At 70.9% G+C, this 23710-nt stretch carries 20 protein-coding genes; 4 read left to right on the forward strand and 16 right to left on the reverse strand.

The annotated features are described in order from the left end of the window. Positions 1-46 precede the first annotated feature (46 nt). The 6 genes from DVK07_RS02955 to DVK07_RS02980 form a co-directional block, all read right to left on the reverse strand. Entirely contained in the window at positions 47-1831 is a 1785-nt protein-coding gene (locus DVK07_RS02955; RefSeq protein WP_121595665.1) for a bacterio-opsin activator domain-containing protein, read from the reverse strand. 159 nt (positions 1832-1990) lie between these two features. Continuing rightward, complete coding sequence (locus tag DVK07_RS02960; protein ID WP_121595666.1) at positions 1991-2230, reverse strand: DUF2061 domain-containing protein; 240 nt, start codon at positions 2228-2230, stop codon at positions 1991-1993. Between the two features lie 69 nt (positions 2231-2299). Continuing rightward, on the reverse strand, positions 2300-4255 hold the full coding sequence (acs, locus tag DVK07_RS02965) for an acetate--CoA ligase (protein WP_121595667.1): 1956 nt from the start codon (positions 4253-4255) through the stop codon (positions 2300-2302). A gap of 103 nt (positions 4256-4358) precedes the next feature. Continuing rightward, positions 4359-5717: a GTPase HflX gene (gene hflX / locus DVK07_RS02970; protein ID WP_121595668.1), complete on the reverse strand. Its 1359-nt coding sequence runs from the start codon at positions 5715-5717 to the stop codon at positions 4359-4361. Then, positions 5714-6070 (reverse strand): DUF2209 family protein, encoded by a 357-nt coding sequence (locus DVK07_RS02975; RefSeq protein ID WP_121595669.1) that lies wholly within the window; start codon positions 6068-6070, stop codon positions 5714-5716. Before DVK07_RS02975 ends, hflX begins: the two co-directional genes overlap by 4 nt. Before the next feature lie 158 nt (positions 6071-6228). Continuing rightward, positions 6229-7275, reverse strand: coding sequence for a low specificity L-threonine aldolase (locus DVK07_RS02980; protein ID WP_121595670.1), 1047 nt, complete (start codon positions 7273-7275; stop codon positions 6229-6231). A gap of 146 nt (positions 7276-7421) precedes the next feature. On the opposite strand from DVK07_RS02980, the gene DVK07_RS02985 reads away from it, so the two are divergent. Further along, complete coding sequence (locus DVK07_RS02985; protein WP_121595671.1) at positions 7422-8948, forward strand: carboxypeptidase M32; 1527 nt, start codon at positions 7422-7424, stop codon at positions 8946-8948. Positions 8949-8966: 18 nt separating this feature from the next. Here the strand turns inward: DVK07_RS02985 and DVK07_RS02990 are convergent, their stop codons facing one another. The 3 genes from DVK07_RS02990 to DVK07_RS03000 all read right to left on the reverse strand — a co-directional run bounded on the left by DVK07_RS02990 (position 8967) and on the right by DVK07_RS03000 (position 12395). After that, positions 8967-9773: a CPBP family intramembrane glutamic endopeptidase gene (locus DVK07_RS02990; protein WP_121595672.1), complete on the reverse strand. Its 807-nt coding sequence runs from the start codon at positions 9771-9773 to the stop codon at positions 8967-8969. A gap of 84 nt (positions 9774-9857) precedes the next feature. After that, positions 9858-10475 (reverse strand): hypothetical protein, encoded by a 618-nt coding sequence (locus DVK07_RS02995; RefSeq protein ID WP_121595673.1) that lies wholly within the window; start codon positions 10473-10475, stop codon positions 9858-9860. Between the two features lie 747 nt (positions 10476-11222). Next, complete coding sequence (locus DVK07_RS03000; protein ID WP_121595674.1) at positions 11223-12395, reverse strand: 3-dehydroquinate synthase II; 1173 nt, start codon at positions 12393-12395, stop codon at positions 11223-11225. Positions 12396-12516: 121 nt separating this feature from the next. Between DVK07_RS03000 and DVK07_RS03005 the strand changes: the two genes are divergently transcribed. Continuing rightward, on the forward strand, positions 12517-14070 hold the full coding sequence (locus DVK07_RS03005; RefSeq protein WP_121595675.1) for an HTTM domain-containing protein: 1554 nt from the start codon (positions 12517-12519) through the stop codon (positions 14068-14070). A 19-nt stretch (positions 14071-14089) separates the two neighbouring features. Here DVK07_RS03005 and DVK07_RS03010 read toward each other — a convergent pair whose 3' ends face one another. From DVK07_RS03010 to trpC, 4 genes are all read right to left on the reverse strand, one after another. Continuing rightward, a complete protein-coding gene (locus DVK07_RS03010) occupies positions 14090-14881 on the reverse strand; it encodes a 2-amino-3,7-dideoxy-D-threo-hept-6-ulosonate synthase (protein WP_004595802.1) in 792 nt (263 codons plus the stop codon). 89 nt (positions 14882-14970) lie between these two features. Beyond that, positions 14971-15843 (reverse strand): tryptophan synthase subunit alpha, encoded by an 873-nt coding sequence (gene trpA, locus DVK07_RS03015; protein WP_121595676.1) that lies wholly within the window; start codon positions 15841-15843, stop codon positions 14971-14973. Then, positions 15844-17148 (reverse strand): tryptophan synthase subunit beta, encoded by a 1305-nt coding sequence (trpB, locus tag DVK07_RS03020; protein WP_121595677.1) that lies wholly within the window; start codon positions 17146-17148, stop codon positions 15844-15846. It lies immediately after the preceding gene. Further along, positions 17145-17981 (reverse strand): indole-3-glycerol phosphate synthase, encoded by an 837-nt coding sequence (trpC, locus tag DVK07_RS03025; protein ID WP_121595678.1) that lies wholly within the window; start codon positions 17979-17981, stop codon positions 17145-17147. The genes trpB and trpC overlap by 4 nt, the downstream gene beginning before the upstream one ends. Positions 17982-18114: 133 nt before the next feature. Between trpC and DVK07_RS03030 the strand changes: the two genes are divergently transcribed. Next, positions 18115-18579, forward strand: a complete 465-nt coding sequence (locus tag DVK07_RS03030; RefSeq protein WP_121595679.1) for an MGMT family protein — start codon at positions 18115-18117, stop codon at positions 18577-18579. A gap of 30 nt (positions 18580-18609) precedes the next feature. Here DVK07_RS03030 and cmk read toward each other — a convergent pair whose 3' ends face one another. After that, positions 18610-19224, reverse strand: a complete 615-nt coding sequence (gene cmk / locus DVK07_RS03035) for a (d)CMP kinase (protein WP_121595680.1) — start codon at positions 19222-19224, stop codon at positions 18610-18612. 173 nt (positions 19225-19397) lie between these two features. Here cmk and DVK07_RS03040 point away from each other — a divergent pair, with 173 nt between their 5' ends. Continuing rightward, on the forward strand, positions 19398-22388 hold the full coding sequence (locus DVK07_RS03040) for an ATP-dependent helicase (protein ID WP_121595681.1): 2991 nt from the start codon (positions 19398-19400) through the stop codon (positions 22386-22388). A gap of 18 nt (positions 22389-22406) precedes the next feature. Here DVK07_RS03040 and DVK07_RS03045 read toward each other — a convergent pair whose 3' ends face one another. Continuing rightward, a complete protein-coding gene (locus DVK07_RS03045; RefSeq protein ID WP_121595682.1) occupies positions 22407-22595 on the reverse strand; it encodes a hypothetical protein in 189 nt (62 codons plus the stop codon). A gap of 94 nt (positions 22596-22689) precedes the next feature. Further along, entirely contained in the window at positions 22690-23670 is a 981-nt protein-coding gene (locus DVK07_RS03050) for a formyltransferase family protein (protein WP_121595683.1), read from the reverse strand. Positions 23671-23710 lie beyond the last annotated feature (40 nt).

Here is a 23710-nt window from a genome sequence, read left to right on the forward strand (position 1 = left end):
GGTCGGTCGGATCGAAGACCCCGTCGCCGCCTCGCGATTCGGCCGGTCACCCGCCGGGCGGGGTCACCCGCCCGTCGCCCTCCCGAATCGGTCGGTCCGCGTCGTCCTCGAAGACGCCGTCGAGGAGGGCTCGCTGGGCCTTCCGGAGGTGGTTGTGGAACGTCGGCGACGAGACGCCCATCGCGTCGGCCACCTCCTCGGCCGTGCTCCCGCGCGGCCAGTCGAAGTAGCCGCCGTGGTACGCCGCCGACAGCGCGGCCCACTGGCGGTCGGTGAACCGGTCGGCGACCCCGTCACGCAGCGACGACTCCGTTCGCGGCGAACGCGCGACCGACTCCTTGCTCGCGAGCCGCACGTCCGCGAACCGGTCGCGGAGCCCGTCCGCGACGGGCCGGACGTTCGTCCCCTCGGGGAAGTCCGCGACGACGCGGACCCGGCCGTCGGCGGCCGACGCGTCGCGCACGGTCGCGCCGTAATCGATGAGCGCCCTGACGAGCGACCCGTCCGCGAGGCGGACCGACGCCGAACAGCCGTCCTCCCCGGTCTCTATCACCCGGAAGTCGGAGACGCCCGGCGCCGACTCGACGACCGCCGCGACGTCCTGCGGGCGGGCCCCGTCGACGGAGAGGTACGCCCGGGAGACGTCGTCGTCGACGTCGACGGTCGACGCTAACTCGATCCGACAGCCCAGTCGCTCGCTCGCGCGGGCGAGGAACGCTCGTTCGTCGGTCGTGTGGAACTCGACCTCTGTGACCGCGTCGGAGTGGAGCAGTTCTCGCCACCGCTCAGCGGTGATCGCGCGGCCGAGACAGCCGCCGAGGGCGGCGAGCGCCCGCCGCTCCGGCTCGTCGACCGCGTCGCCGTCGGCCGTGACGGCACAGAGCGCGCCGTGGACCACGCCCTCGGAGGCCACCGGCACCGCGACCGCGGGCCGGCCGCCCGTCTCCTGCCGGGCGTCGGTCGTCGCCGGTGCGCCGTCCGTTATCGCGTCCAGCCACGGACCGCCGGCCGCGACGCCGCGGTCGGCGAGCGTCTCGCGGTCGACGCCGGCCGCGTCGGTCACGTCCGCCCGCTCGCCGCCGACCGCCCGACGGACGACCCACGCCTCGGCCCAGCGGTCGGCCTCGATCAGTCCGGCGGCGACGGCCGCTGCCGGGGCCGCGGACCCGGGGTCCGCGAGCGCCTCGAATCCCGGTAGGACGGTCCGCGTCGCCCGTTCCGCCGACGGGTCAGCGGTCCCCTCGTCGCCGGCGATGGCGGCCGCGAGCGCCTCGCCGTCGAGCGGGTCGAGGTACGGGTCGAGCGTGCCGAGCGACTCCCAGCCGCCGGCGTCGCGGACCGCGCGCGGATCGACGCCGCGGTCGACGAGTTGCCGCCGCGCGAACGTCTTCCGCAGGGAACTGGGGGTGACCCGCTCGTCGACCGCGGCGTCGGTGAGGCCGGCTGCCCGCGCCGCGGTCTCGCTCACGATCATCTGGACGCGACGGGGCGAGACGTCGACGTACGGGTCGTCGCCGTCGAGCCCCTCGCTCGTCGCGTACCGGTCGAGGTCGGCCGCCAGCGACGCCGGAACGACGGTCTCGCGGTCGACGGCTTCGTCACCGGACGGGGGCGAGTCACCGCCCGCGCTCCCGTCGTTGCCCGCGGGGACCGCGAGGAGGCGCGCGCCCGCGACCGACTCCGCCTCGCGCAGGTGTCGCGGCGCGACGCGGGTTATCTCCTCGGTCCGGAGTCCGGCCTCGCCCGCCAACCTGACGACGAGCGCCGCGCGATACGTCTCCGCGGCAGTGACGAGCGCGTCGTACGCGTCCGCGTCGAGGCCGTCGACCATTCGTTTCGGAAATCAACAAGCAGCCGAAACAAAACTGTTCCGGAATTCGGGATTCTGCGGTGGCATCGGCCGCCCCGTCACGAGAGCGTTCACAATCGGAGCTACGTCCGGACGGATCTGTTTCGGCTTTCCTCTACGCGCCGAAACGGCGGTCGCCCGTCACCTGGACGCACTCACGCCCCACGCGACGTGGTCCCACAGGCGCTCGTAGCCGTAGTACGTGAGCGTCTTTACCGCGTTGGTCACGAGGCCGATGCTCGCCGCCTGGCCGAGGTCGCCGACGACGAGCCACGCGACCGCGACCGTGATCGTCACCATCAGCGCCCGGTAGCACAGGGTCTTCGCCACCGCGCGGCGGCGGGCGTGGATCGCGTTCTTCGAAAAGAGGCTCGTGCTCATACCCCACGGTACGGGCGCCACCGACAAGTAACCACTACACGCTTCTCGATCTTGATTGAGAAACTGCTATTAATTACGTTTCTCTCTGACCGTCGACTCGATCTCGCCCACGACCTCGGGGTTGCGGAGCGCGCTCACGTCGCCGAACTCCTCGCCGCGAGCGATGTCCTCCAGTAAGCGTCGCATGATCTTCCCCGACCGCGTCTTGGGGAGTTCGGGAGTGAACACGACGCGATCCGGGCGAGCCACGTCGCCGACGGCGCTCGCCAGGCGGTCCGCGACGGCGTCGCGGAGGGCCTCGTCGGGCTCGACCCCGCTCTTCGTCGTCACGTACGCCACGATGTGCCCGTCGCCGTCGCCGACGACCGCGGCCTCGGTCACGCCGTCGGCGTCGACGATGGCCGCCTCTAACTCGCCGGTGTTGAACCGCTGTGCGCGGACGTTGATCACGTCGTCGACGCGCCCGAGGATCGTGACGTAGCCGTCCTCGTCGACGGTCGCGCCGTCGCCGGTACGGTAGCGCCAGCCGTCCTCGCCCTCCACCCAGTACTCCCGCAGGTAGCGCTCGTCGCCCTCGCGGAGCCCGCGCAGCATGCCGGGCCACGGTGAGGCGAGCGTGAGATATCCCGACTCGCCCGGGTCGACCGGCTCGCCGTCCTCGTCGACGACGCGGGCGTCGATACCCGGCAGCGGCGGGCCGACCTTCCCCGGCTTCATCGGCGTGATCCCCGGGAGGGTGGCGAGCGAGATGGCCCCCGTCTCCGTCTGCCACCACGTGTCGACGACGGGGACGTCGCCGCCGCCGACGTGCTCGCGGTACCAGCGCCACGCCTTCGGGGTGATCGACTCGCCGACGGTCCCCAGCAGGCGGACCGACGAGAGGTCGTGCGACTCGGGGTACTCCGCGCCCCACTTCATGAACGACCGGATCGCGGTCGGCGAGGTGTAGAAGACGCTGACCGCGTTGCGCTCGATCAGGTCCCAGACGCGGTCGCGGTCCGGATAGTCGGGCGACCCCTCGTACAGCACCGTCGTCGTCCCGGTCGCGAGCGGCCCGTACACCCCGTAGGAGTGGCCCGTGATCCAGCCGATGTCGGCGGCGCACCAGTAGGTGTCCTCCGGGCGCACGTCGAGGACGTTCCGGGTCGTCCACGCGACGTGCGCGAGGTAGCCGCCCGTCGCGTGCTCGACCCCCTTCGGCCGCCCGGTCGTCCCCGAGGTGTACATCACGAACAGCAGGTCGGTCGCGTCGCGGGCGACGGGCTCGACCGTCTCGCCGTCGTGAGCCTCGACGAGCGCGTCGTACTCGTGCTCGTCGTCGCCCAGCGAGACGGCCAGCTCGTCGCCGAGGCGGTCGACGACGACCGCGGCCGACAGCTCCCCCTCGGCGCGGATCCGGGCGTTGTCGGCCTTCGACTTCTGGTTGAACGCGTCCTCGCGGCGGTAGTAGCCGTCGCAGGTGATCAGGTACTCGGAGTCGGCCGCGTCGATTCGCGTCGCGAGCGCCTCCGCGGAGAGCCCCGCGAAGACGACGTTGTGTGGCGCGCCGATGCGGGCGCACGCGAGCATCGCGATCGGGAGCTCCGGGATCATCGGCAGGTACAGCGTCACCACGTCGTCCTCCTCGACGCCGAGCTCGCGGAGCCCGGCCGCGACCGCGTTCACCTCGCGGTGGAGGTCGAGGTAGGTGTACGACCGGCGCTCGCCGCGCTTCCCGAACCACCGGATCGCGAGCTGGTTCCGGCGGTCGTCGAGGTGGCGGTCGACGCAGTTCGCCGACGCGTTCAGCTCGCCGCCCGTGAACCACTCGTAGAAGGGCGGCTCGGAGTCGTCGAGGACGGCGTCGTACTCGCGGTCCCACGTCAGGAGGTCGGCGGCCGCGCGCCACGCCTCGGGGCCCTCGCGGTCGAACCGCTCGTACACCGCGGGGTCGCTCGCGGCGGCTCGCGTCCGGAAGTCGGCCGGCGGCGGGACGGCGTCCTCGTCCCGCTCGACGAGCCGACCGTCGGTCCCGGGGTCGTCCATGACACCGTATGGCCCGCGGAGGCCCGTATACTTTGTCCGGGTCTCCGCCGAGCGAGAGTCCCCACCGAATGCGGCGGTCGCGGCGGTCGCAGCCGGCCCGCGGTCAGGCCGACTCCTCGGCGGGCGGCGCCGAGAGCTCGGCGGCCTTCGCCCGGGCGCGGGCCACGATGGAGGGCTTCGCCTCGAAGTCGACGGTCACCTGGTCGCCCGCGTACGTCTCCTCGGCGACGTGGCCGTGGTCGTGGACCCACGAGACGAGGCTCATCGCGTCGTCCGAGACGGGGAGGACGAGCCGCTCGCGCTCCCACTCGGGGAGCTCGCCCTCGACGCGGTCGCGGAGCTCCGCGACTCCCGCGCCCGTCTTCGCAGAGACGGCGATCGGATCGGGCGCGACGCCGGAGAGCGCGCCGCGCTTCTCCGCGAGCTCGCCCGGCTCCAGCCGGTCGATCTTGTTGAACACGGTGACGACGGGCGCCTCGTTGCGCTCGTAGAGGGTGTCGTGGCTCGTCACGAGCTTCTCGCGCATCTCCGGGACCGGCTCGCTGGCGTCGACGACGAGCAGCACGAGGTCGGCGCGGTAGACGGAGTCGAGCGTCGACTCGAACGACTCCACGAGCCAGTGGGGGAGGTCCGCGATGAACCCGACCGTGTCGGTGAGGAGGACGTCGCGCTTCTCCATCTCGGCGCGGCGCGTGGTGGTCCCGAGCGTCGTGAACAGCATGTCCTGCGACTCGGCGGTGGTGTCGAGGTCGCGGTGGCGGTCGGCGTTCTCGTCTACTTCCAGCTCGTCCGCGAGCCGGCGCATCAGCGTCGACTTCCCCGCGTTGGTGTAGCCCGCGAGCGCGACCAGATCGAAGCCGGAGTCGCGGCGCTGCTCGCGGCGCGCCTCCTCCTTCTCCGCGATCGACTCCAGCTCGTCGCGGATCTCGGAGATCTGCCGTTTGATGTCGCGCTCGACGCTCTCGTCGTACTCGCCGAGCCCCATGAACCCGGGGCGCTCGTCGCGCTTCGCGAGGCTCGCCTTCGCCTCGGCGCGCGGCAGCTCGTAGCGCAGCTCCGCGAGCTCGACCTGAAGCTGCGCCTTCCGGGTGTTGGCGCGCTGGCCGAAAATTTCGAGGATGAGCGTGAACCGGTCGACCACCTCGACGCCCTCGGGGAGCTCGCCCCCGATGTTGAACGTCTGGTAGGGCCCCACGTCGTTGTCGATGATCACCGCCTCGGCGTCCGTCCGTCGGACGAGGTCGCGCAGCTCCGCGACCTTCCCCTCGCCGAACATGAACGCAGCGTCCTCGGTGCGCGTCTGGGTGAGCTCGCCGACCACGTCGTAGCCCGCGGCGGCCGCGAGCTGCCCGATCTCGGTGAGGTCGGCTTCTCCGGAGTCGACGCGCTTGGCGACGACTGCGCGGCGTCCCTCGGTCGGCGACTCGGCGTCGGCGTCCGCTTCCCCGGTGCCCCCGCTCATCGGAGCAGGTCTCGGGCGGCGTACGCGGCGTGGTGTGCTGCCTGCACTGTCTCGCGCTCGCCTATGCTCTCGACGTATTTAAAGTCGGGCTGGAAGCTGAGGCCGACGCGCGCGGCCGGCTCCTCGTAGAACTCGCCGCCCTCCGCGACGATCGGACCGTCCGGCGGACTCGGGAGCGATCCGACCGCCTCGGCGGCGAGCGCGACGGTCGCCTCCAGGGTCGGACCCTCGCGTGCGGCGGCAAACCCGATCCCCTCCACTGACCGGATCCGCGAGGAGTCGATCCGCGCGTGGACCGCGGCCGCGACCATCAGGTACTCGCCGCCCTCCTCGTGGCGGCCGCTAATGTCCACGCCGACGACCTCAGGGGCGGGCGTCGTTCACCACGGTTCGACCGGTCCGTGCGTCCGCGTCGACTGCCTGTGCGTCCATGCGGGGACGTTGGTCACCCGCCGAATTGAACGTTTCCGTCGAGCGGACGCCGGCTCGCGCGCGAGGTCGAGTCCGCGTGTCAGTCCCGGAGGTCGTCGACGACGTCGGCGATCCGCTCGACCGCCTCGTCGACGTCGGCCTCGTCGACGTCGAGGTGCGTGGTGAACCGCGTCGCGTAGTCGTCGAACTCGACGCAGCCGACGCCCGCGTCCTTACAGGCCACGTAGAGCGACTCGGCCGGAATGCCGGCGTCCTCGGTGTGCGCGACGACGATGTTGGTGTCGGGCGCGGGCGCGTCGACGCCGTCGAGGGCGTCGAGCCCGGCCGCGAGCCGCTCCGCGCTGGCGTGGTCCTCGGCGAGGCGGTCGACGTTCCCTAACGCGTGAAGCCCGGGCGCGGCGATCATCCCGGCCTGCCGCATCCCGCCGCCGAACAGCTTGCGGACGCGGCGCGCGTCCTCGATAAACGCCTCGTCGCCGGCGAGGATCGAGCCGACGGGCGCCCCGAGCCCCTTCGAGAGGCAGAAGGTGACGCTGTCGGCGGGCGCGACGATCTCGCTCGCGTCGACGCCGAGCGCCACCGCGGCGTTGAACACGCGCGCGCCGTCGAGGTGGACCGGCACGTCGGCGTCGCGGGCCGCCTCGGCCGCGGCCGCGATCCGGTCGACGGGGACCGCGATCCCCCCGCGGTAGTTGTGGGTGTTCTCCAGAGAGAGGAGGCCGGTCCCGGGGCGGTGGAGGTCCTCGTCGACGAGGCCCTCGCGGACCGCGTCGGGCGTCGGGACGCAGCGGTCGCCGGCGTCGATCGTCCGCGTCTGGACGCCGGAGAGCTTGGCCGCGCCGGCGAGCTCCCAGCGGTAGATGTGCGACTCGCGCTCCAAGAGGAGCTCCTGCCCCGGCTCCGTGTGGACGTGGACCGCGATCTGGTTCGCCATCGTCCCGGAGGGGACGTACAGTGCGGCCTCGGTCCCCACGGCGTCGGCGGCGCGCCGCTCTAACTCGTTGACCGTCGGGTCGTCGCGGTACACGTCGTCGCCGACCTCGGCGGTCGCGGCCGCCTCGCGCATCTCCTCCGAGGGCGTCGTGACGGTGTCGGACCGCAGGTCGATGAAGTCGTCGTCGGACATCGGTTGTATGCCGTTCCGCGGCGGCGGGCATATATCCCGCGCTCGGCGACCCGCCGCGGCGACGAGGGAATTCCCGCGGCTCCGCGGGCCCAGCGAGGGGTTCCGGGTTCGGTCCCTTCTTAACGGACGCGGCCGATCCGTGACGCATGGCAACGGAAGCCGCGCCAGACGACGCAGCCGACGCACCGGACGCCTACGACGCCCTCCTCGACCGCGTCCAGCGGTGGAACGCGGTCGGCAGCGCCTCCGGCGTCCTCGGCTGGGACCAGCAGGTGATGATGCCCGAGGGCGGTACCCCCGCTCGATCGAAGCAGCTCTCGGCGCTCTCCTCGGTCCACCACGACATGGTCACCGCCGACGAGACGGGCGAGCTGCTCGACGAGCTCGACGGCGCCGACCTCACGGACGAGCAGGCGGCGGTCGTCCGCGAGGTCCGCCGCGAGTACGAGCGCGCCGACGCCGTCCCGGTCGAGCTGGTCGAGGAGATCTCCGAGACGGGCTCCGAGGCGCTCCAGGCGTGGGAGGAAGCGAAGGCCGAGGACGAGTTCGACGAGTTCGCGCCCTACCTGGAGAAGCACGTCGAGCTGAAACGGGAGTACGCCGAGCACATCGACCCCGACCGCGACCCCTACGAGGTCCTCTTCGAAGAGTTCGAGCCGTGCCTCTCGATGGAGCGCGCCGAGTCGATCCTCACGGAGCTCCGCGAGGCGCTCGTCCCGATGATCGACGAGATCCGCGAGTCCGACGTCGACCTCGCGGTCGACACCTTCGAGGGGACCTTCCCCGAGGACGAGCAGGAGGCGCTCTCCCGAGACGCCTTGGAGCTCGTCGGCTACGACTTCGACCGCGGTCGGCTCGACGTCTCCTCGCACCCGTTCACCTCGGGCAACCAGTTCGACTGCCGCGTGACGACCCGGTTCGACGAGGAGGACCCGCTCGGCGCCGTCGGCTCGACGATCCACGAGTACGGCCACGCGCAGTACAACCTCGGGCTGCCGCAGGAGCAGTTCGGCACGCCGCTCGGCGAGTCGCGCGACCTCTCGGTCCACGAGTCGCAGTCGCGCCTCTGGGAGAACCACGTCGGGCGGAGCGAGGCGTTCTGGGAGCAGTTCCTCCCCGTCTTCCAGGAGCACTTCCCGCAGACCGAGGAGGCGACGGTTCAGGACGCCTACGAGGCGTTCAACCAGGTGTACGAGGATAACCTCATCCGCGTCGAGGCCGACGAGCTGACTTACCACCTCCACATCGTCATCCGGTTCGAGATCGAGCGCGACCTGATCCGCGGCGACCTCGACGTCGAGGACGTGCCCGAGGTCTGGAACGACAAGTACGAGGAGTACCTCGGAATCCGCCCCGACACCGACAGCGAGGGCTGCCTCCAGGACATCCACTGGAGCCACGGCAACTTCGGCTACTTCCCGACCTACTCGCTCGGCTCCGTGATGGCCGCCCAGCTGTTCGAGGCCGCGGAGGACGACATCGACGACCTCGACGGGAAGATCGCCGAGGGCGAGTTCGGCGACCTCCAAGACTGGCTCGGCGAGAACGTCCACCGGCACGGCTCCCGCTACGAGACGAACGAGCTCGTGGTGCGCGCGACCGGCGAGGACTTCTCGGCGGACGCCTTCCTCGACTACGTCGACGAGAAGTACGGCGAGCTGTACGGGATCTGAGCCCGGGACCGCCCTTTTTTACAGCGCAACCTGAACCAGCGACAGCGCCACCAGCGGCACGTGGAACGCGGCGTGCGCGACCATCGCGGCTTCGAGGCTGCGGCGCCAGTAGAGCCAGCCGAACGCGACGCCCGCGACCGCGTTCAACAGGATCGTCCGGGCGACGAGCGCCGGCGTCAGTCCGACCGCCTGCGCCAGCGCCGGCAGGTGACCGACGCCGAACAGCACCGCCGACACGCCGACTGCGACCCACATGACCTTCGGGCCGGGCGCGTCGCCGCGGCGACCGACGAGGACCCACCCGCCGAACGCGAGCGCGGACATGAGCCCGAACCGCAACAGGAGTTCCTCCGTGACCCCGCCGTAGAGGAAGCGGACCGGGGCGTACGCGAGCACGTCGACGACCGTCGGCCGCGCCGCTCCGATCGCCGACTGGGGGAGATCGCGGGCGACGAGCGGGGCCAGCGCGACGTCGAGCGCGATCACGAGCAGGCTGCCGGCGACGCCGACCCCGATCGAGAGCCCGACCTCGGGACGGAGCCGCTTCCACGCGCCCGCGCCGCCCCCCGCCCGGTCGAGGAGGTGCGACCGAAGGCCGGCCTTCGGCGCCGCGTAGGCGCCGACCAGACACGTGACGGCGAGCAGCAGGAGCGGACTGATACCGGAGAGGAGAGCGAGGAGCGGCCGGGTCAGTCCGGCCGGGACGGCCTCCGGCGGCGTCGAGCGATACACGTACGCTACGAGCGCGACGATGCCGGGGAGGCCGGCCAGCAGGGTGACGCCGAACCGAGCGCGGAATGAGGAGCGGGGTTTCGTCGCGACCATGCCCGGACCGACTCCCGAGGGCGAGATAACGGTTTGGTCGCGTCTCAGACTCTGCGACCGCGGTCGCGCGACGCCCGCGCTCCGTTACAGGCCCAGCCGGAACCCGGTCATCAGGACGATGAGCGCGAGCATCACGGCGCCCTCGAACAGCCCGACGACGAGGTTCTTCTTCTCGATCGATTCGAGCCGTGAGGCGTCCGGGTCCGGCGACAGAGTCTCGTAGTACGCGCTGAGCTGGAGCCGGTGCGGGACCGCCAGTCCGAACGCGAACAGTCCCCAGCCGAGGCCGAGCGCGAGCCCCGACCACGTCCCGCCGAAGCCGTAGCCGAGCCCGAGGTCCGGCGTGAGGAGGACGGTCCCGGAGAGCACCGTCGTCAGCGAGAAGCCGACGAGGAAGAAGACGGCCTTGGGCACCAGCGTCGCCGTCACCGCGGCCGACGCCTCCTCGTCGAGGCCGCCCAGCGTCGGCCCGATGATCGCGGGGAAGACGATCGCGAACCCGAACCACACCGCGCCGGCGGCGACGTGGGTATAAAAGAGGAGTTCGGTGCTCGCGAGCGCGAGGCTCGCGGCGAGAAAGGCCAGCGGCACGAGGAAGCTCCCGGCCGCGAACGCCGGGTTCGCGGCGTCCGCGAGGTGGCGAATTCGATCGACGAACCCCGACTCAGCGACGTGACGGCTACCTTCGTCAGCGACGGCCATGGACGCCGGATCCCGAGTCTCCGTGAAATGCGTTCTGGTCGACACGATCGCGGCCGGTTCTCGGCGGTGACCACGTACTCATCACCCCAGTAATCCGTTGAGTACCCGTAGTGGGTGGTTTAACGCTCTCGATCGCTCAGTACAGAGGAAGAGATGAGCGATAACGGGAGTGAGTATCGCAGATCGACGGCCGCGATGTCGTATTTAAACAGTCCTGAGCGACGGCGGCGATCGCTTATAAATAACAGGCGGTGGCGCGCCTGCGAGCGGCCGCCACCGGCGGCCGCGAGCCAGCCCGCGAGGGACGCCGCGAGCGGAGCGAGCGGCGAGGCTGGGGAGGCGTGAGGTGCTGTGCCGTGCGGCGCGGGGCGGGACTCAAAGGGGCAGCCGCGAGGCGGGCGCAGGCGACGCAAGCACCGCAGGGAGCGAGCAACGCGAGCGACTGAGGAACGTGGTTCGAGAGAGCAAAGCTCTCTCGTCATCCCGAAAATCTCCGATTTTCGGGCGACAGCGAGCGTGCGCCCGCCTCGCGGCTGGGGCTTTGGAAGTCCTCACCGCTACGGCGTCGATAACTTATAAATAGCCGACAGCAACACCGCGATTCTCTTTATAAATAGCATCACTCACGACGCACTAGTCCCACTCCCACACTCGATAAAGAAGCACGCTTCAGCTATCGGCTGTTTCGGGCCTGTCGGTGTTTATAAAGAGAAGTTCAACAGCGCCTTCCGGTCGCGAGACCCCCGATTACTTCTCGATGATGCTCTCCTCGACGGCCTCGCCGAAGTGGCGCGCCACGTCCTCGTAGTAGACGAGCGCCTCGTCGCCCGGCTCGACGTCGGTGACGGCCTTCCGCCCCTCGCTCGTGGCGATCTTCACGGTCTCGGCGTTCTGGATGAGCGTTTCGATCCGGTCGGTCCCGTCCTCCGTCTCTATCTCCGCCTGGATCCGGAACATCGGGCGCTTCTCGATCTTCACCCGGCCCACGACCGCCTCGCGGGTGTGGCCGTCGGTGTCGACGACCTGAACCTCGTCGCCGCTCGACAGCTCGGCGAGGTAGTTCGTGCCGCCCTCGGGGTTGCGGACGTACGCGTGGACCGCGCCGGCGTTCACGCGGAACGGCCGCGAGGCGACGTACGGCGACTCCGCCGTCTCGGCGTGGACGAAGAAGAGCCCCCGCGACATCGAGCCGACGAGCATTCCCTCGCTGTCGTCCATCAGCGACCCCGTGTCGATACAGACGCGGTCCGCCATCCCGGTCTGCTCGACCTCTGTCACCTCGGCGTGCCGGAGGTCGAGCGTCTCGCGGTCGGCCGCGTCGCGGGCCTCGACGGCGCCGCGGATCTCGTCGGGGGAGTCCGTGTCGAGGAGGACGCCGTCGGCGCCGATCTCCAGCGTCTCGAAGGCCGTCCGGGCCTCGGCGGCCGTCGTCGCACCCGCGACGAGGTGCGTCTCGTCGCCGACCCGCGCGATGAGGTTCTCCAAGGGGATGATCGACCAGTCCTCGCCGATGACCACGGTGAACTCGGCCTCGTCGGCCGCTGCCTCGGCGAACTCCTCGTACTCGGTGCCGAGGACGCGGACGTACGCCCCCTGCGCGCGGTCGTCGCGACGGCGCAGCGTGGTCAGGTCCGCCGACCCGGAGAAGTCGTCCGGCATCGAGACCGTCCCGTCGCCCTCGCCGCCCTTGCCGACGAAGTACGCGTCGGCCTCGACGTCGCTCTCGGCGTCGTCGATCACGTCGGCGTCCGAGCGGAACGCCGCCACGTTCACGTCGCCCAGTTCGCGGACGCGGCCGACGTCGTCCTCGTCGACGAGCACCCAGTCCGCGCCGGCCTCGATGGCCGTCGTGACCCGTCGCTTGCGCGCCTCCCAGTCGCCGACGTCGCCGTCGGCTTTGACCCAGACCGTGCGTGTCATTGTCGAAAGCTCACGGCGCGCCGGCTTGAAAACTGCGAAAGGGTCGTGCGTTGCGGGCGTCGGCCCGGCAGACGACAAAGCACTTATCGGTGAGATAGTATCGTCTGACACACACTCCCGCATGACGCAACCAAGCCAGCGCCTCTCGGACGCGGGGTCCCGGTACGCCGCGGCGCGCGAGTCCCTCCGCGAACGCGCCCGGCCCCACCTCGGGATCGACCCGCGGGCGCTCGGCGCGTTCCGAATCGCGGTGGCGCTGGTGCTCCTCTCGGACCTGCTGATCTACCGGCTTCCGGCGCTGCGGACGTTCTACACGGACGACGGCGTCCTCCCGCGCGCGACGCTCGCCGAGGTCTACCCGCTGTTGGAGCGCGCGTCCCTCTACGCGATGTCCGGATCGGCGCGGGTACAGACCGGGCTGCTCGCGGTCGCCGCCGTCGCCGCCGTCTGCCTGTTAGTCGGCTATCGCACGCGGGCGTCGGCGGGCCTCTCGGTCCTCCTCTTCGCGTCGCTGTACGCGCGGAACCCGTACGTGCTCAACGGCGGGAACACGGTGCTCGTCGCGTTCCTGTTCTTGAGCCTCTTCCTCCCGCTCGACGCCCGCTGGTCGCTCGGTGCCGGCCGCCGGAGCGTTCGCGGGGAGCCGAACGACGCTGACGGAGGTGCGAGCGCCGGGGGAGGAGACGGCGGTGACCCGCGGATCTGTTCGCTCGGCACGGCCGTCGCACTCCTGACGCTCGTGTCGATATACGCGGCGAACGCGGTCTCGAAGTACCGGAGCGAGGCGTGGATGTCGGGAACCGCAGTCCCGCGGGTCTTCCAGCTGAGCGAGTTCACCGTCGGACTGGGGCCGCTCGTCTCGGAGTACACCGCGGCCCTCACCGCGATCAACTGGCTCTGGATCGCGCTCCTCTCCGTCTCCCCCCTGCTGGTCGTCGCGACCGGGCGACGCAGGACCGGACTCGTCCTCGCGTTCGTCTCCGCGCACCTCGGCATGGCCGCGACGATGCGGCTCGCGGTGTTCCCGTTCGTCATGAGTTCGGTCCTGCTCCTGTTCCTCCCGCCCGGCGCGTGGGACCGCCTCGAGGCCGTCGCGTCGAGGCTCTCCGAGTCCACGGGGCTCGCAAGGACCGATCGGCCGCACCGGAGCGACGGCGGGGCCGACGCACGGACCCCGTCCCCGATCCCGTCGCGGACCCGCCGCGGGATCAGGGCGGGAGCCGCAGCGCTGCTCGTCGGCTTCTTCCTCGCGCTCGTGTGGTGGCAGGCCGCGGGGGTCGGGCTCGTCGACCTCCCCGCGCAGGAGTCGACCGGACAGCTGTCGGAGGTGAGCTGGTCGTTCTTCGCGCCGAACCCCCCGGACGCCTCGGGCTGGTACGTCGTCGCGGGTGCGCTCGAATCCGGCCGCACGGTCGACTTGCGCGACGGCGGCGCGGTCACGTTCGACCGGCCGCCGGACGCGGCGGAGACGTATCCGTCCACCCTCTGGCACCAGTTCGGCTTCAGAATGAAGAACGCCGGCGAGTCGCAGTATCGGCCGGTGGCGTCGTACGCCTGCGAGCGGTCGGACCGCGACCTGGAGTCCGTGACCGTCTTCCACGTCGAGCAGCCCGTCGACTCGGACGGCCCGGTCGGGGAACCGGAGGCGGAGGAGCGAGTGCGCGTCGCCTGCTGACGCGGAGCCGGAGAGCGACCTACGCTTCGACGAATCCGCCCGCCCGGAGCGCCTCCTCGACGGCCGCATCGTCGTGGACCACGGCGGAGACGGCGCGGGCGATCCCCTCGGGGTCGTCGTGCTGGAAGATCGACCGCCCCATCGACACGCCCGCCGCGTCGCCGTCCATGGCGCCGCGGACCATCTCGACCGTCTCGCGGTCGGTCCCCTTCGAGCCGCCGGCGATGACGACCGGGAGCCGGGTCGACTCCGTCACGCGTTCGAAGGAGTCGCCGTCGCCGGAGTAGCCCGTCTTCACCACGTCGGCGCCCAGTTCCTCGGCGAGCCGGACGGCGTGCCCGAGGGCCTCCGGATCGCTCTCGTCGACGCCCGGACCGCGCGCGTACGCCATCGCGAGGACGGGGAGCCCGAGGCGCTCGGCGTCGGCCGTCAGCTCCGCCAGCTCCTCGATCTGGTCCGGCTCGTGGTCGGAGCCGACGTTGATGTGGAATGAGACGGCGTCGGCGCCCGCGCGGACCGCGTCCTCGGCGGTGCCGGTGACGCGCTTGTCGCTCTCGTCGGGACCGATCGTGGTCGACCCGTTGAGGTGGACGATGTAGCCCGCGTCGTTCTTGTTCTCGTGGACCCGGGGCGCGATCCCGCGCTGGGTGAGCACCGCGTCCGCGCCGCCGCTCGTGACGCCGTCGATCGTCGACTCGATGTCGACGAGCCCCTCGACGGCGCCCATCGTGATCCCGTGGTCCATCGGGACGATGAGGTATCGGTCGTTCGTGGAGATACGGTCGAGTCGTGCCGAGAGTCCTGCTGTCATTGTGGGGTGGGTCGTTGTGTGAGAGTGTGGCAATCGAAGGTAAGTCGGTTTCGTTCGGGGACGTATTGGTTCGTTTCGGGGCGAGCGGCTCAGGCCGACTCGACCGGTTCGGTCCGCGAGCGGTAGCCGCGCTCCGCTCCGTCCTTCAGTTCGCGGGAGAGCGCCTCCAGCCTGTCGGCGACATCTTCGGTCGACAGGTCCTCCGCGACGCCCTCGGCGACCACGTCGACGAGCGCCGAGCCGACGATGATCCCGTCGGCGCCCCCCGCGACGATGCGCTCGGCGTGCTCGCCCGACGAGATTCCGAACCCGACCGCCTTCGGCACGTCGTACTCGCGGAGCCGGTCGAGGCTCGCCGTCGTCTGGTCGGAGACGTCGTCGCGGGCGCCCGTGGTCCCCAGCCGCGCCTGGACGTACACGTACCCGGAGACGTTCCCCATCATGCGGTCCAGTCGGTCGCCGCGCGTCGTCGGCGCGACGATGAAGACGAGGTCGAGCCCGAACTCGTCGCACGCCTCGCGCAGCGGGTCCGCCTCCTCGGCCGGGAGGTCCGGGACGACGAGCCCCTGAATCCCGGCCGCGGCGGCGCGCTCGACAAAGGGTCGGGGGCCGGTCTCACTGCCGTACTGGTAAATGAGGTTGTAGTAGGTCATACACACCAGCGCGGCGTCGACCTCCGCCTCCTCCGCGAACGCGAAGAAGCGCTCCGGCGTCATCCCCGCGTCGAGCGAGCGGACGAGCGCCTCCTGTATCGTCGACCCCTCGGCGATGGGCTCGGAGAAGGGAAGCCCGAGCTCGATCACGTCGGCGCCGCCGCGGTCGAGCGCCTCGACGTACGCCTTCGACGACTCGTAGTCGGGGTCGCCGACGACGAGGTACGGGACGTAGGCGGGGCCGTCCGCGAACGCGGCGGCGACGGCCTCGGAGTTGCCCGCCGCCGGCTCCGCGCTCCGGTCCGCCATTCAGATCCCCCCCGTGAACATCGACATGTCCGGCGCGTTCGGGAGGTCGCGCTTGTCCGTCTCCTCGATGGCGGCGTCGAGGTCCTTGTCGCCGCGCCCGGAGACGTTGACGACGACGCGCTCGCCGAGCTCCTCGTGGTGCTCTTCGAGGTAGCCGAACGCGTGGGCGGTCTCCAAGGCGGGGATGATCCCCTCGGTGTTCGAGAGCCGGTGGAACCCCTCTAAGGCGGCGTCGTCGTCGACCGCGACCGGCTCGACGCGCCCCTCGTCGACGAGGTACGCCAGCTCCGGGCCGACGCCGGCGTAGTCCAGCCCGGAGGAGACGGAGTGGCTCTCCATGATCTGCCCGTCCGAGTCCTGGAGGAGCTTCGTCCGGGCGCCGTGGAGGACGCCCTCCTCGCCGGCGTACAGCGACGCGGAGTTGGGCGCGACGCCCGCCTCCTCGTCGACTTCGAGCGTGGAGCCGCCCGCCTCGACCGCGCGGAGCGCGACCGACTCGTCGTCGACGAAGTCGGCGAACGCGCCCATCGTGTTCGACCCGCCGCCCGCGCAGGCGACGACGTCCGTCGGGAGCCCGCCGGTCTTCTCGATCGCCTGCTCGCGGGCCTCCTCGCTTATGACCGCCTGGAAGTCGCGGACCATCACCGGGAACGGGTGCGGGCCGACGATCGAGCCGATCACGTAGTGGGTGTCCTCGACCGTCTCGGCCCAGTCGCGCATCGTCTCGGAGATGGCCTCCTTCAGCGTGCCGCGCCCGGTGGTGACCGGTTTCACCTCGGAGCCATTGAGCTTCATCCGGAACACGTTGGGGCGCTGGCGGTTGATGTCGCGCTCGCCCATGTAGATCGTACAGGGCACGTCGAGGTGCGCGGCCGCCATCGCGGTCGCGGTGCCGTGCTGTCCGGCGCCGGTCTCAGCGATGATCCGCTCCTTGCCCATGTACTTCGCGAGGAGGACCTGCCCGAGCGCGTTGTTCAGCTTGTGGGCGCCGCCGTGGAGCAGGTCCTCGCGCTTGAGGTACACCTCCGTGTCGTAGCGCTCCGAGAGCCGGTCGGCGCGCTGGAGCGGCGTCGGCCGCCCCCCGAAGTCCGCGAGGCGCTCGCGGAACTCGTCCATGAACCCGTCCTCGTTGTTCAGGACGTAGCGCCGGTAGGCGTCCGCCAGTTCCTCTATCGCCGGCATCAGCGCCTCGGGGACGTACTGGCCGCCGTAGCGGCCGAACTTCCCGTCGTCGCGGCCGCGCTCGCGGCCGGGGCGTCGCGAAAGCTCTCCAACCTCGCTCGTCGATGATTCGGTCTCGCTCATGTGGGTGTCTCCGTGGTGTCAGTCGTGTCGTCGAGTGTCGGGTCCGCGTCTTCGTCCTCGTCCGCCTCCGCCCGCGTCAGTGCTCGAGTGTTCGCCTCCACGTCGCCGTCCATGATCGCGCTGCCGACGAGCAGGGCGTCGGCGCCGGCCGCCCGCATCCGGCGGGCGTCCGCCGGCGACCCGATTCCGCTCTCGGCGATCAGCGTGACGTCGTCCGGGACGTGGGGCGCCACGGACTCGAAGGTTCCGAGGTCGACGACGAGTTCCGCGAGGTCGCGGTTGTTCACGCCGATCGTCGTCGCGCCCACTTCGAGCGCGCGCGCTAACTCCTCCCGGTCGTGGACCTCGACGAGGACCTGAAAGCCGCGGTCGCGGGCGGCGGCGAGCAGGCCCGGGAGGTCGTCGCCGACGAACCGCGCGATCAGGAGGACCACGTCGCTCTCGACGGCGTCGAGCTGCGACTCCTCGACGACGAAGTCCTTCCGGAGGACCGGCACGTCGACGGCCTCGCGCACCCGCCGGAGCGTGTCGACGCTCCCGCCGAAGTGCTCCGGCTCCGTGAGCACGCTCAGCGCGGCCGCCCCGCCGGCGACCATCCCCTCCGCGAGCGCGACCGGGTCGTCCTCGCGGCTCCCCTCCGTCGTCGGGCTCGTCGGCTTCACCTCGGCGATCACCGGGACGCGCCCGTCGGCCTCGACCCGCTCGAACGCGGCCTCGAGGTCGCGCGGCGCGACCGAGACGGCCTCTCCGGCCCCCGCGGCCGCGTCGGCGCGCTCCCGAGCGGCGGACAGGATCGATCTGACCGCCGGCGCCAGCTCGTCTGGATCGTCCATTACTATACACTAATGTACGTATCTGTTCATAAGGCTTGCGGGGGGACCGGACCGACCTGCTCAGCTCCCGGTCGGCGGCGCGAACCGGTCTCGCGGGAGACCTTTTAAGTGAGCGACCCTACCAATGAAGCGTATGAGCGTATCGGGCACGTCCGGCGTTTTCGCCCGCGGGTTCGACGTCATCGACCGGACAGTCCAGATAGGTTTCGCGGGGGGTCGCGTCATCTCGGTGTCGTTCCCCGCCGAACCGCCGGGGGACGCCGACGGCGACCACGACCTGTTGGACCGGATCGACGCGTACCTCGGCGGCGAGCGAGACGAGTTCGCCGAGGTGGCGCTCGGGCTCACCGTGCCGACCGATCAGCGGGAGGTGTTGGAGTCGCTCCGGAGCGTGCCGTACGGCGAGGAGGTCTCCGTGAGCCGGCTCGCACGGCTCGGCGGCTTCGATCCCGACGACCCTGACGACTTAGAGACCGTGACCGGCGCGCTCGACGAGAACCCGATCCCGGTGCTGCTGCCGGACCACCGAGTGAGCGGCGGACCGTACGCCACGCCGGGCGACGTTCGGAGCGCGCTCCGGCGCGTGGAAGGCTTATAAATCGGTTCGGGCCCGGACCGGACGCGGCGCTCAGATATCGAAGTCGGGCGTGTCGAACGCGCCCTCGTCGGCGTCGACGTCGTACCCCTGGATCCCGGTGAGCGCCAGATCGAGCGTCGCCTCCGGGTCCCACCGACCCGTGTTGATGACCAGGTCGTAGATGGAGCGGTCGGACAGGTCGATGCCGTAGTAGGACTTGTACCGCTGCTCCTCGATCACCTCGCGGACCTGCATCTCCGAGGTCATCTCCTCGCGGGCGGCCGTGCGGTCCGCCCGGACCTCGTCGGGGGCGTCGAGCCAGATCCGGATGTCCGCGCGGTTGCCGGCGATCCAGCCCGCGAGCCGCGACTCCAGCACGAACGCCTTGTTCGCGGCGCCCCACTTCTCCGCGATCCGGCGGAGCCGCTGGTCGAGGGCGCGGTCGATCTCCTCCGACTCGCCGGTCTCGGCGATGAGCTGCGAGAGGCTCATGTCCCGCTCGGCGGCGATCTCGCGGAACAGCTCGCCCCCGGAGACGTAGCCGCAGTCGAGGGACTCGGCTATCCCCTCGACGAGCGTCGTGGCCCCGCAGCCCGGCGGGCCGGAGACGGTGACGAACAGGTTCCGGTCGATCCGTCGGTCGGGCTCCGGCGAGGTGCCGCTCATGCGTGTTGCGCCACGGATGGCCGCCGGATAAACGGGTCGGTTGCGCGGGGATCCGCGGAACCGACGGACAAGGGGTCGGTCGCGGGAAGTTCCGCGGAACCGACGGACAAGGGGGTCGGTTGCGCGAACGCCTCACGAGGATCGACGCAACCGATTTCCCTTCCCGAGCCCTCGTGAACGTCGTGAGCGAGACCACGGACCGGAGCGACGAGGCCGCCGCGCGGGCGCTCCTCCGCGACGCGGTCGACCGCGGTGCGGTCGCGGATCCCGAGTTCGACCCGGCGTCGGTCCCGATCGCGGACGCCGACGTTCTCGCTCGGCTCTCGCCGCCGGTCCGTCGCTGGTGGGTCGAGCGGTTCGGCGGGTACGTCGGCGAGAACGGCGGCTTCTTCACGCCGCCGCAGCGGGAGGCGATCCCCCACGTCGACGCCGGGGAGAACTGCCTCGTCGCCGCGCCGACGGGCAGCGGGAAGACGCTCGCCTCCTTCCTCGCGGTCCTCGACGACCTGTTCGCGCGCGACCGCGCCGGCGACTTGGAGAACTCCGTCTACTGCCTGTACGTGTCGCCGCTGAAGTCGCTCGCGAACGACATCGAGCGGAATCTGGAGACCCCGCTGGAAGGAATCGGCGACGCGGTCGCCGCCGCGGCGGGGAACGGGGACGACGCGGACGCCACCGGTGCCTCCGACAACGCTGAAGACGCCTACGACCCCGAGGTCAGGCAGGCGATCCGCCACGGCGACACCTCGAAGGCGGACCGGCAGGCGATGCTCTCGGAGACGCCGCACGTCCTCAACACCACGCCGGAGACGCTGGCGATCCTGCTCAACTCGCCGAAGTTCAAGGAGAAGCTCCGAACCGTCGAGTACGTGATCGTCGACGAGATCCACTCGCTGGCCGCGAACAAGCGCGGCACGCACCTCGCGGTGTCGTTAGAGCGGCTGACCGAGTTGACGCGGAACGCTCCCGAAGACGCCCCCGCGGCGCACGACCCCGGCGACATCACGCGGATCGGCTGCTCGGCGACCGTCGAGCCGCTCGACGGCATCGCCTCGTTCCTCGTCGGCCGCGAGCGCGCCACCGGCGAGGTCGGCGCCGTCGACGGGTTCGAGACGCGCCCCTGCGAGGTGGTCGACGCCCGGTTCGCCCGCGAGTTCGACCTCGAACTCCGGACGCCCGCGGCCGACCTGATCCACACGCCGCGGTCGGCGGTGACCGACCGGTTCTACGAGTCGCTTCACGACCTGATCGAGTCACACGAGAACACGCTCGTGTTCACGAACTCGCGGTCGGGCGCCGAGCGCACCCTTCAGGAACTCCGACAGCGGTTCGATTACGACGAGTCGGACTCCGGCTGTCACCACGGGAGCCTCGGCGAGGCGCAGCGCACCCACGTCGAGGAGGGGCTGAAGTCGGGCGAGCTCGACGTCGTCACCACCTCGACGAGCCTGGAGCTCGGCATCGACATGCCGCACCTCGACCTGGTCGTCCAGGTCGGCTCGCCGAAGTCGGTCGCGGCGCTGCTCCAGCGCGTCGGCCGCGCGGGTCACAGCCCGGGCGAGACCGTTGAGGGCCGGGTGTTCGCGCTCGACCGCGACGAGCTGATCGAGTGCGCGACGCTGCTCGCGCGCGCCGAGGACGGGTTCGTCGACCGCGTGTTCCCGCCCGAGGGCGCCTACGACGTCGCCGCCCAGCACGTGTACGGGATGGCGATAAACCGGATCCGGCCGGACCGGGAGGTCCGGGAGATACTCCGCCGGGCGCACCCGTATCGCGACTTCGACGACGCGGCGTACGAGCGGCTCATGCGGTACCTCACCGGCGACTACGACGGGCTCGAAGAGAAGAACGTCTACCCGAAGGTGTGGCGCGACGCCAACGACCCGCCCGACGGCGAGCACCATCACGCGGAGTACCCGGTCGGCGAGACGCTCGTGGGGAAGCGCGGGCGGCTCGCGCGGGTCATCTACATGACGAACGTGGGGACGATCCCCGACTCGTTCACCTGCGACGTGTTCACGCGCGACGACGAGTGGGTCGGCACACTCGACGAGTCGTACCTCGACACGCTGGAGTCGGGCGACGTGTTCGCCCTCGGCGGCGAGCGGTTCGCGTTCCGCTACCGGCGCGGCTCGAAGGTGTACGTCGACCGCACGAGCGAGCGCCCGACCGTCCCCTCGTGGTTCGCCGAGCGCCTCCCGCTCTCCGCGGACCTCGCGCGGGAAGTCCTCGACTTCCAGGCCGAACTCCTCGACCGTCTCGCCGCCGCCGACGACCCGAACGCCGGTCCCGCCGCGGTCCGCGCGTGGCTCCGCGAGTTCCCCCTCGACGAGAACGCGGTCCGCGCGCTCGCCCGCATGTACGACGAGCAGGTCCGGTACGCGGGCCCGGACTCGGTCTCGACGCCCGATCGCCTCGTCGTCGAGGAGGAGCTCGACCGCAGCGAGTACAAGCGTCGCTTCTACGTCCACTCGACCTACGGCCGCCGGTTCAACGACGGCCTCTCGCGGCTCGTCGCGGCCGCGGTCGCGAACCGGACCGACGCCAACGTCGCGGTGGCGGTCGCGGACCGCGGGTTCTCGCTCGCGCTCCCCTTGAACCGCAAGGTCGACGTGGCACAGATTTTGGCCGACCTCGATCCGGAGACCGTCCGCGAGGACCTCCGAGAGGCGGTCCAGGGGACGGACCTGCTCCAGCGGTACTTCCGGATCGACGCCGGGCGCGCGCTCCTCATCCTGAAGCGGTACAAGGGGTACGAGAAGTCGGCCGCCGAACAGCAGGTGTCCGCCGAGATGCTGCTGTCGTTCGCGGGCGACTTAGCGGAGTTCGCCGTGTTAGAGGAGACGTACCGCGAACTCTTAGAGGACCGGCTGGACGTCGACGGGATCCGCGAGGCGGTCGGCCGGATAGCGACGGGCGACCTGGCGGTCGAACACCGCGTCGTCGACTCGCCGAGTCCGCTCGCGTTCGGGCTGGCGACGCTCGTCGACTCCGACACCGTCATCGCCGACGACGAGTCGGCCGTCCTCCGCGAGTTCCACGCCCGCGTGATGGAGGAGATCGGCGAGGCGCCGCGGAGCGCCGGGAGCGACGAGTCCGGTGACCGCGACGCCGGAGACCGCGACGCCGGAGACCGCGACGCCGAACCGGCCGCGGACCGCTGACCGGCCTGAGACGGCGTATCACGGCCGAATCGGCTCGGTCGGGAGCGGATCGGGGAGCCCGTCCAAGATCAGCGTCGTATAGTGGAGGAAGACCGCCAGCGCCGCGATCGACAGCAACAGCAGGAACAGCAGGACCAACCGTTCGTCGCTGCGGACGACCGCGGCGGTGTCCGCGAGGAACTCCGTGCGCGGGCGACGCTCGACCATCGACCAGCCGTTACGTGCGCGTCCGTTTAAAAATAGCCGGTGAGGCGGTCTCGGTAGGCGAGTCGGCCGGACGGCTCGACGCTGCCGCGACTCCTCAGTCGTCCGAGGGCGACACGGGGGACCGACCGAGCGGCTCGCCGTCGACGGGTTCGTCGGGGTTCGCGTCGATAGCGGCCTCGCTCAGCCCGAACTGGGCGTCGACGTCGGCGTCCTCGCGCACGTGGACGGTGCCGCGGTGGACCGCGATGGCGTCCGCGAGGTGGAGCCGCACCGCGTCGAGCAGCACCTCGGCCTCGAGGGGTTGCCCGCGGCGCTTGATCTCGTCGACGTCGGCGCCCGGCGGCACGTCGAAGGCGCGCTGGGCGATGACCGGTCCCTGGTCGAGGTCGGTCGTGACGTAGTGGGCGGTGACGCCCGCGATGCGGACGCCGGCGTCCTTCGCCTGCCGGTACGCCTCCGCGCCGGGAAACGCCGGGAGCAGCGAGGGGTGGACGTTGACGATCCGCCCCTCGTACCGGAAGACGACCTCCGGCGAGAGGATGCGCATGTAGCGGGCCAGGGCGATGAGGTCCACGTCGTACTCCGCGAGCAGGTCGAGGAGGCGGCCCTCGTCGGTGTTGCCGTTGCCGTCGCCCACGTCGTAGAACGGCTTGTCGTAGCGCTCCGCGAGCGAGCGGAGGTCGCCGCGGTTGCCGATGACGACCGGTATCTCCGCCTCCGCGCCGTCGTCGGCCAGCTCCCCGTTGGCCTCGGCCTCCAGCAGGGCCTCGGGCGCGTGCGTCTCCTTCGTGACGAGGAGCGCGACGCGCCGCGCGTCGCGGTCGCTCGGGAACCGCACCTGGATGTCGACGTCGAGCTCGCGGCCCAGCTCGGCGAGCGCGCGGCGGAGCTCGCCGCGGGAGGTCTCCATCTCGGCGGTGTCGACGCGGGTCGTCATCCGGAAGACGCCCTCGCGGACCGCCTGATCGAGGTCCTCGATGTTGATCCCCCGCTCGAACAGCAGGGAGGTGACCCGCGCGATGAGTCCGGTCTTGTCTCCTCCGACGACCGTGATCTCGGTCAGTTCGCGGGTCATGCGACGATCACCTCCGCGGGTTCGAGCGGCTGCATACACC

Origin of the sequence: Halorubrum sp. Atlit-26R, from assembly GCF_003666015.1 — an archaeon.
In the GTDB taxonomy this organism is placed as follows: Archaea; Halobacteriota; Halobacteria; order Halobacteriales; family Haloferacaceae; genus Halorubrum.

Coding starts and splice junctions, on each gene's coding strand:
- DVK07_RS02955 (WP_121595665.1), bottom strand. CDS start 1,831: ATGGTCGACGGCCTCGACGCGGACGCGTACGACGCGCTCGTCACTGCC.
- DVK07_RS02960 (WP_121595666.1), bottom strand. CDS start 2,230: ATGAGCACGAGCCTCTTTTCGAAGAACGCGATCCACGCCCGCCGCCGC.
- acs (WP_121595667.1), bottom strand. CDS start 4,255: ATGGACGACCCCGGGACCGACGGTCGGCTCGTCGAGCGGGACGAGGAC.
- hflX (WP_121595668.1), bottom strand. CDS start 5,717: ATGAGCGGGGGCACCGGGGAAGCGGACGCCGACGCCGAGTCGCCGACC.
- DVK07_RS02980 (WP_121595670.1), bottom strand. CDS start 7,275: ATGTCCGACGACGACTTCATCGACCTGCGGTCCGACACCGTCACGACG.
- DVK07_RS02985 (WP_121595671.1), top strand. CDS start 7,422: ATGGCAACGGAAGCCGCGCCAGACGACGCAGCCGACGCACCGGACGCC.
- DVK07_RS02990 (WP_121595672.1), bottom strand. CDS start 9,773: ATGGTCGCGACGAAACCCCGCTCCTCATTCCGCGCTCGGTTCGGCGTC.
- DVK07_RS02995 (WP_121595673.1), bottom strand. CDS start 10,475: ATGGCCGTCGCTGACGAAGGTAGCCGTCACGTCGCTGAGTCGGGGTTC.
- DVK07_RS03000 (WP_121595674.1), bottom strand. CDS start 12,395: ATGACACGCACGGTCTGGGTCAAAGCCGACGGCGACGTCGGCGACTGG.
- DVK07_RS03005 (WP_121595675.1), top strand. CDS start 12,517: ATGACGCAACCAAGCCAGCGCCTCTCGGACGCGGGGTCCCGGTACGCC.
- DVK07_RS03010 (WP_004595802.1), bottom strand. CDS start 14,881: ATGACAGCAGGACTCTCGGCACGACTCGACCGTATCTCCACGAACGAC.
- trpA (WP_121595676.1), bottom strand. CDS start 15,843: ATGGCGGACCGGAGCGCGGAGCCGGCGGCGGGCAACTCCGAGGCCGTC.
- trpB (WP_121595677.1), bottom strand. CDS start 17,148: ATGAGCGAGACCGAATCATCGACGAGCGAGGTTGGAGAGCTTTCGCGA.
- trpC (WP_121595678.1), bottom strand. CDS start 17,981: ATGGACGATCCAGACGAGCTGGCGCCGGCGGTCAGATCGATCCTGTCC.
- DVK07_RS03030 (WP_121595679.1), top strand. CDS start 18,115: ATGAGCGTATCGGGCACGTCCGGCGTTTTCGCCCGCGGGTTCGACGTC.
- cmk (WP_121595680.1), bottom strand. CDS start 19,224: ATGAGCGGCACCTCGCCGGAGCCCGACCGACGGATCGACCGGAACCTG.
- DVK07_RS03045 (WP_121595682.1), bottom strand. CDS start 22,595: ATGGTCGAGCGTCGCCCGCGCACGGAGTTCCTCGCGGACACCGCCGCG.
- DVK07_RS03050 (WP_121595683.1), bottom strand. CDS start 23,670: ATGACCCGCGAACTGACCGAGATCACGGTCGTCGGAGGAGACAAGACC.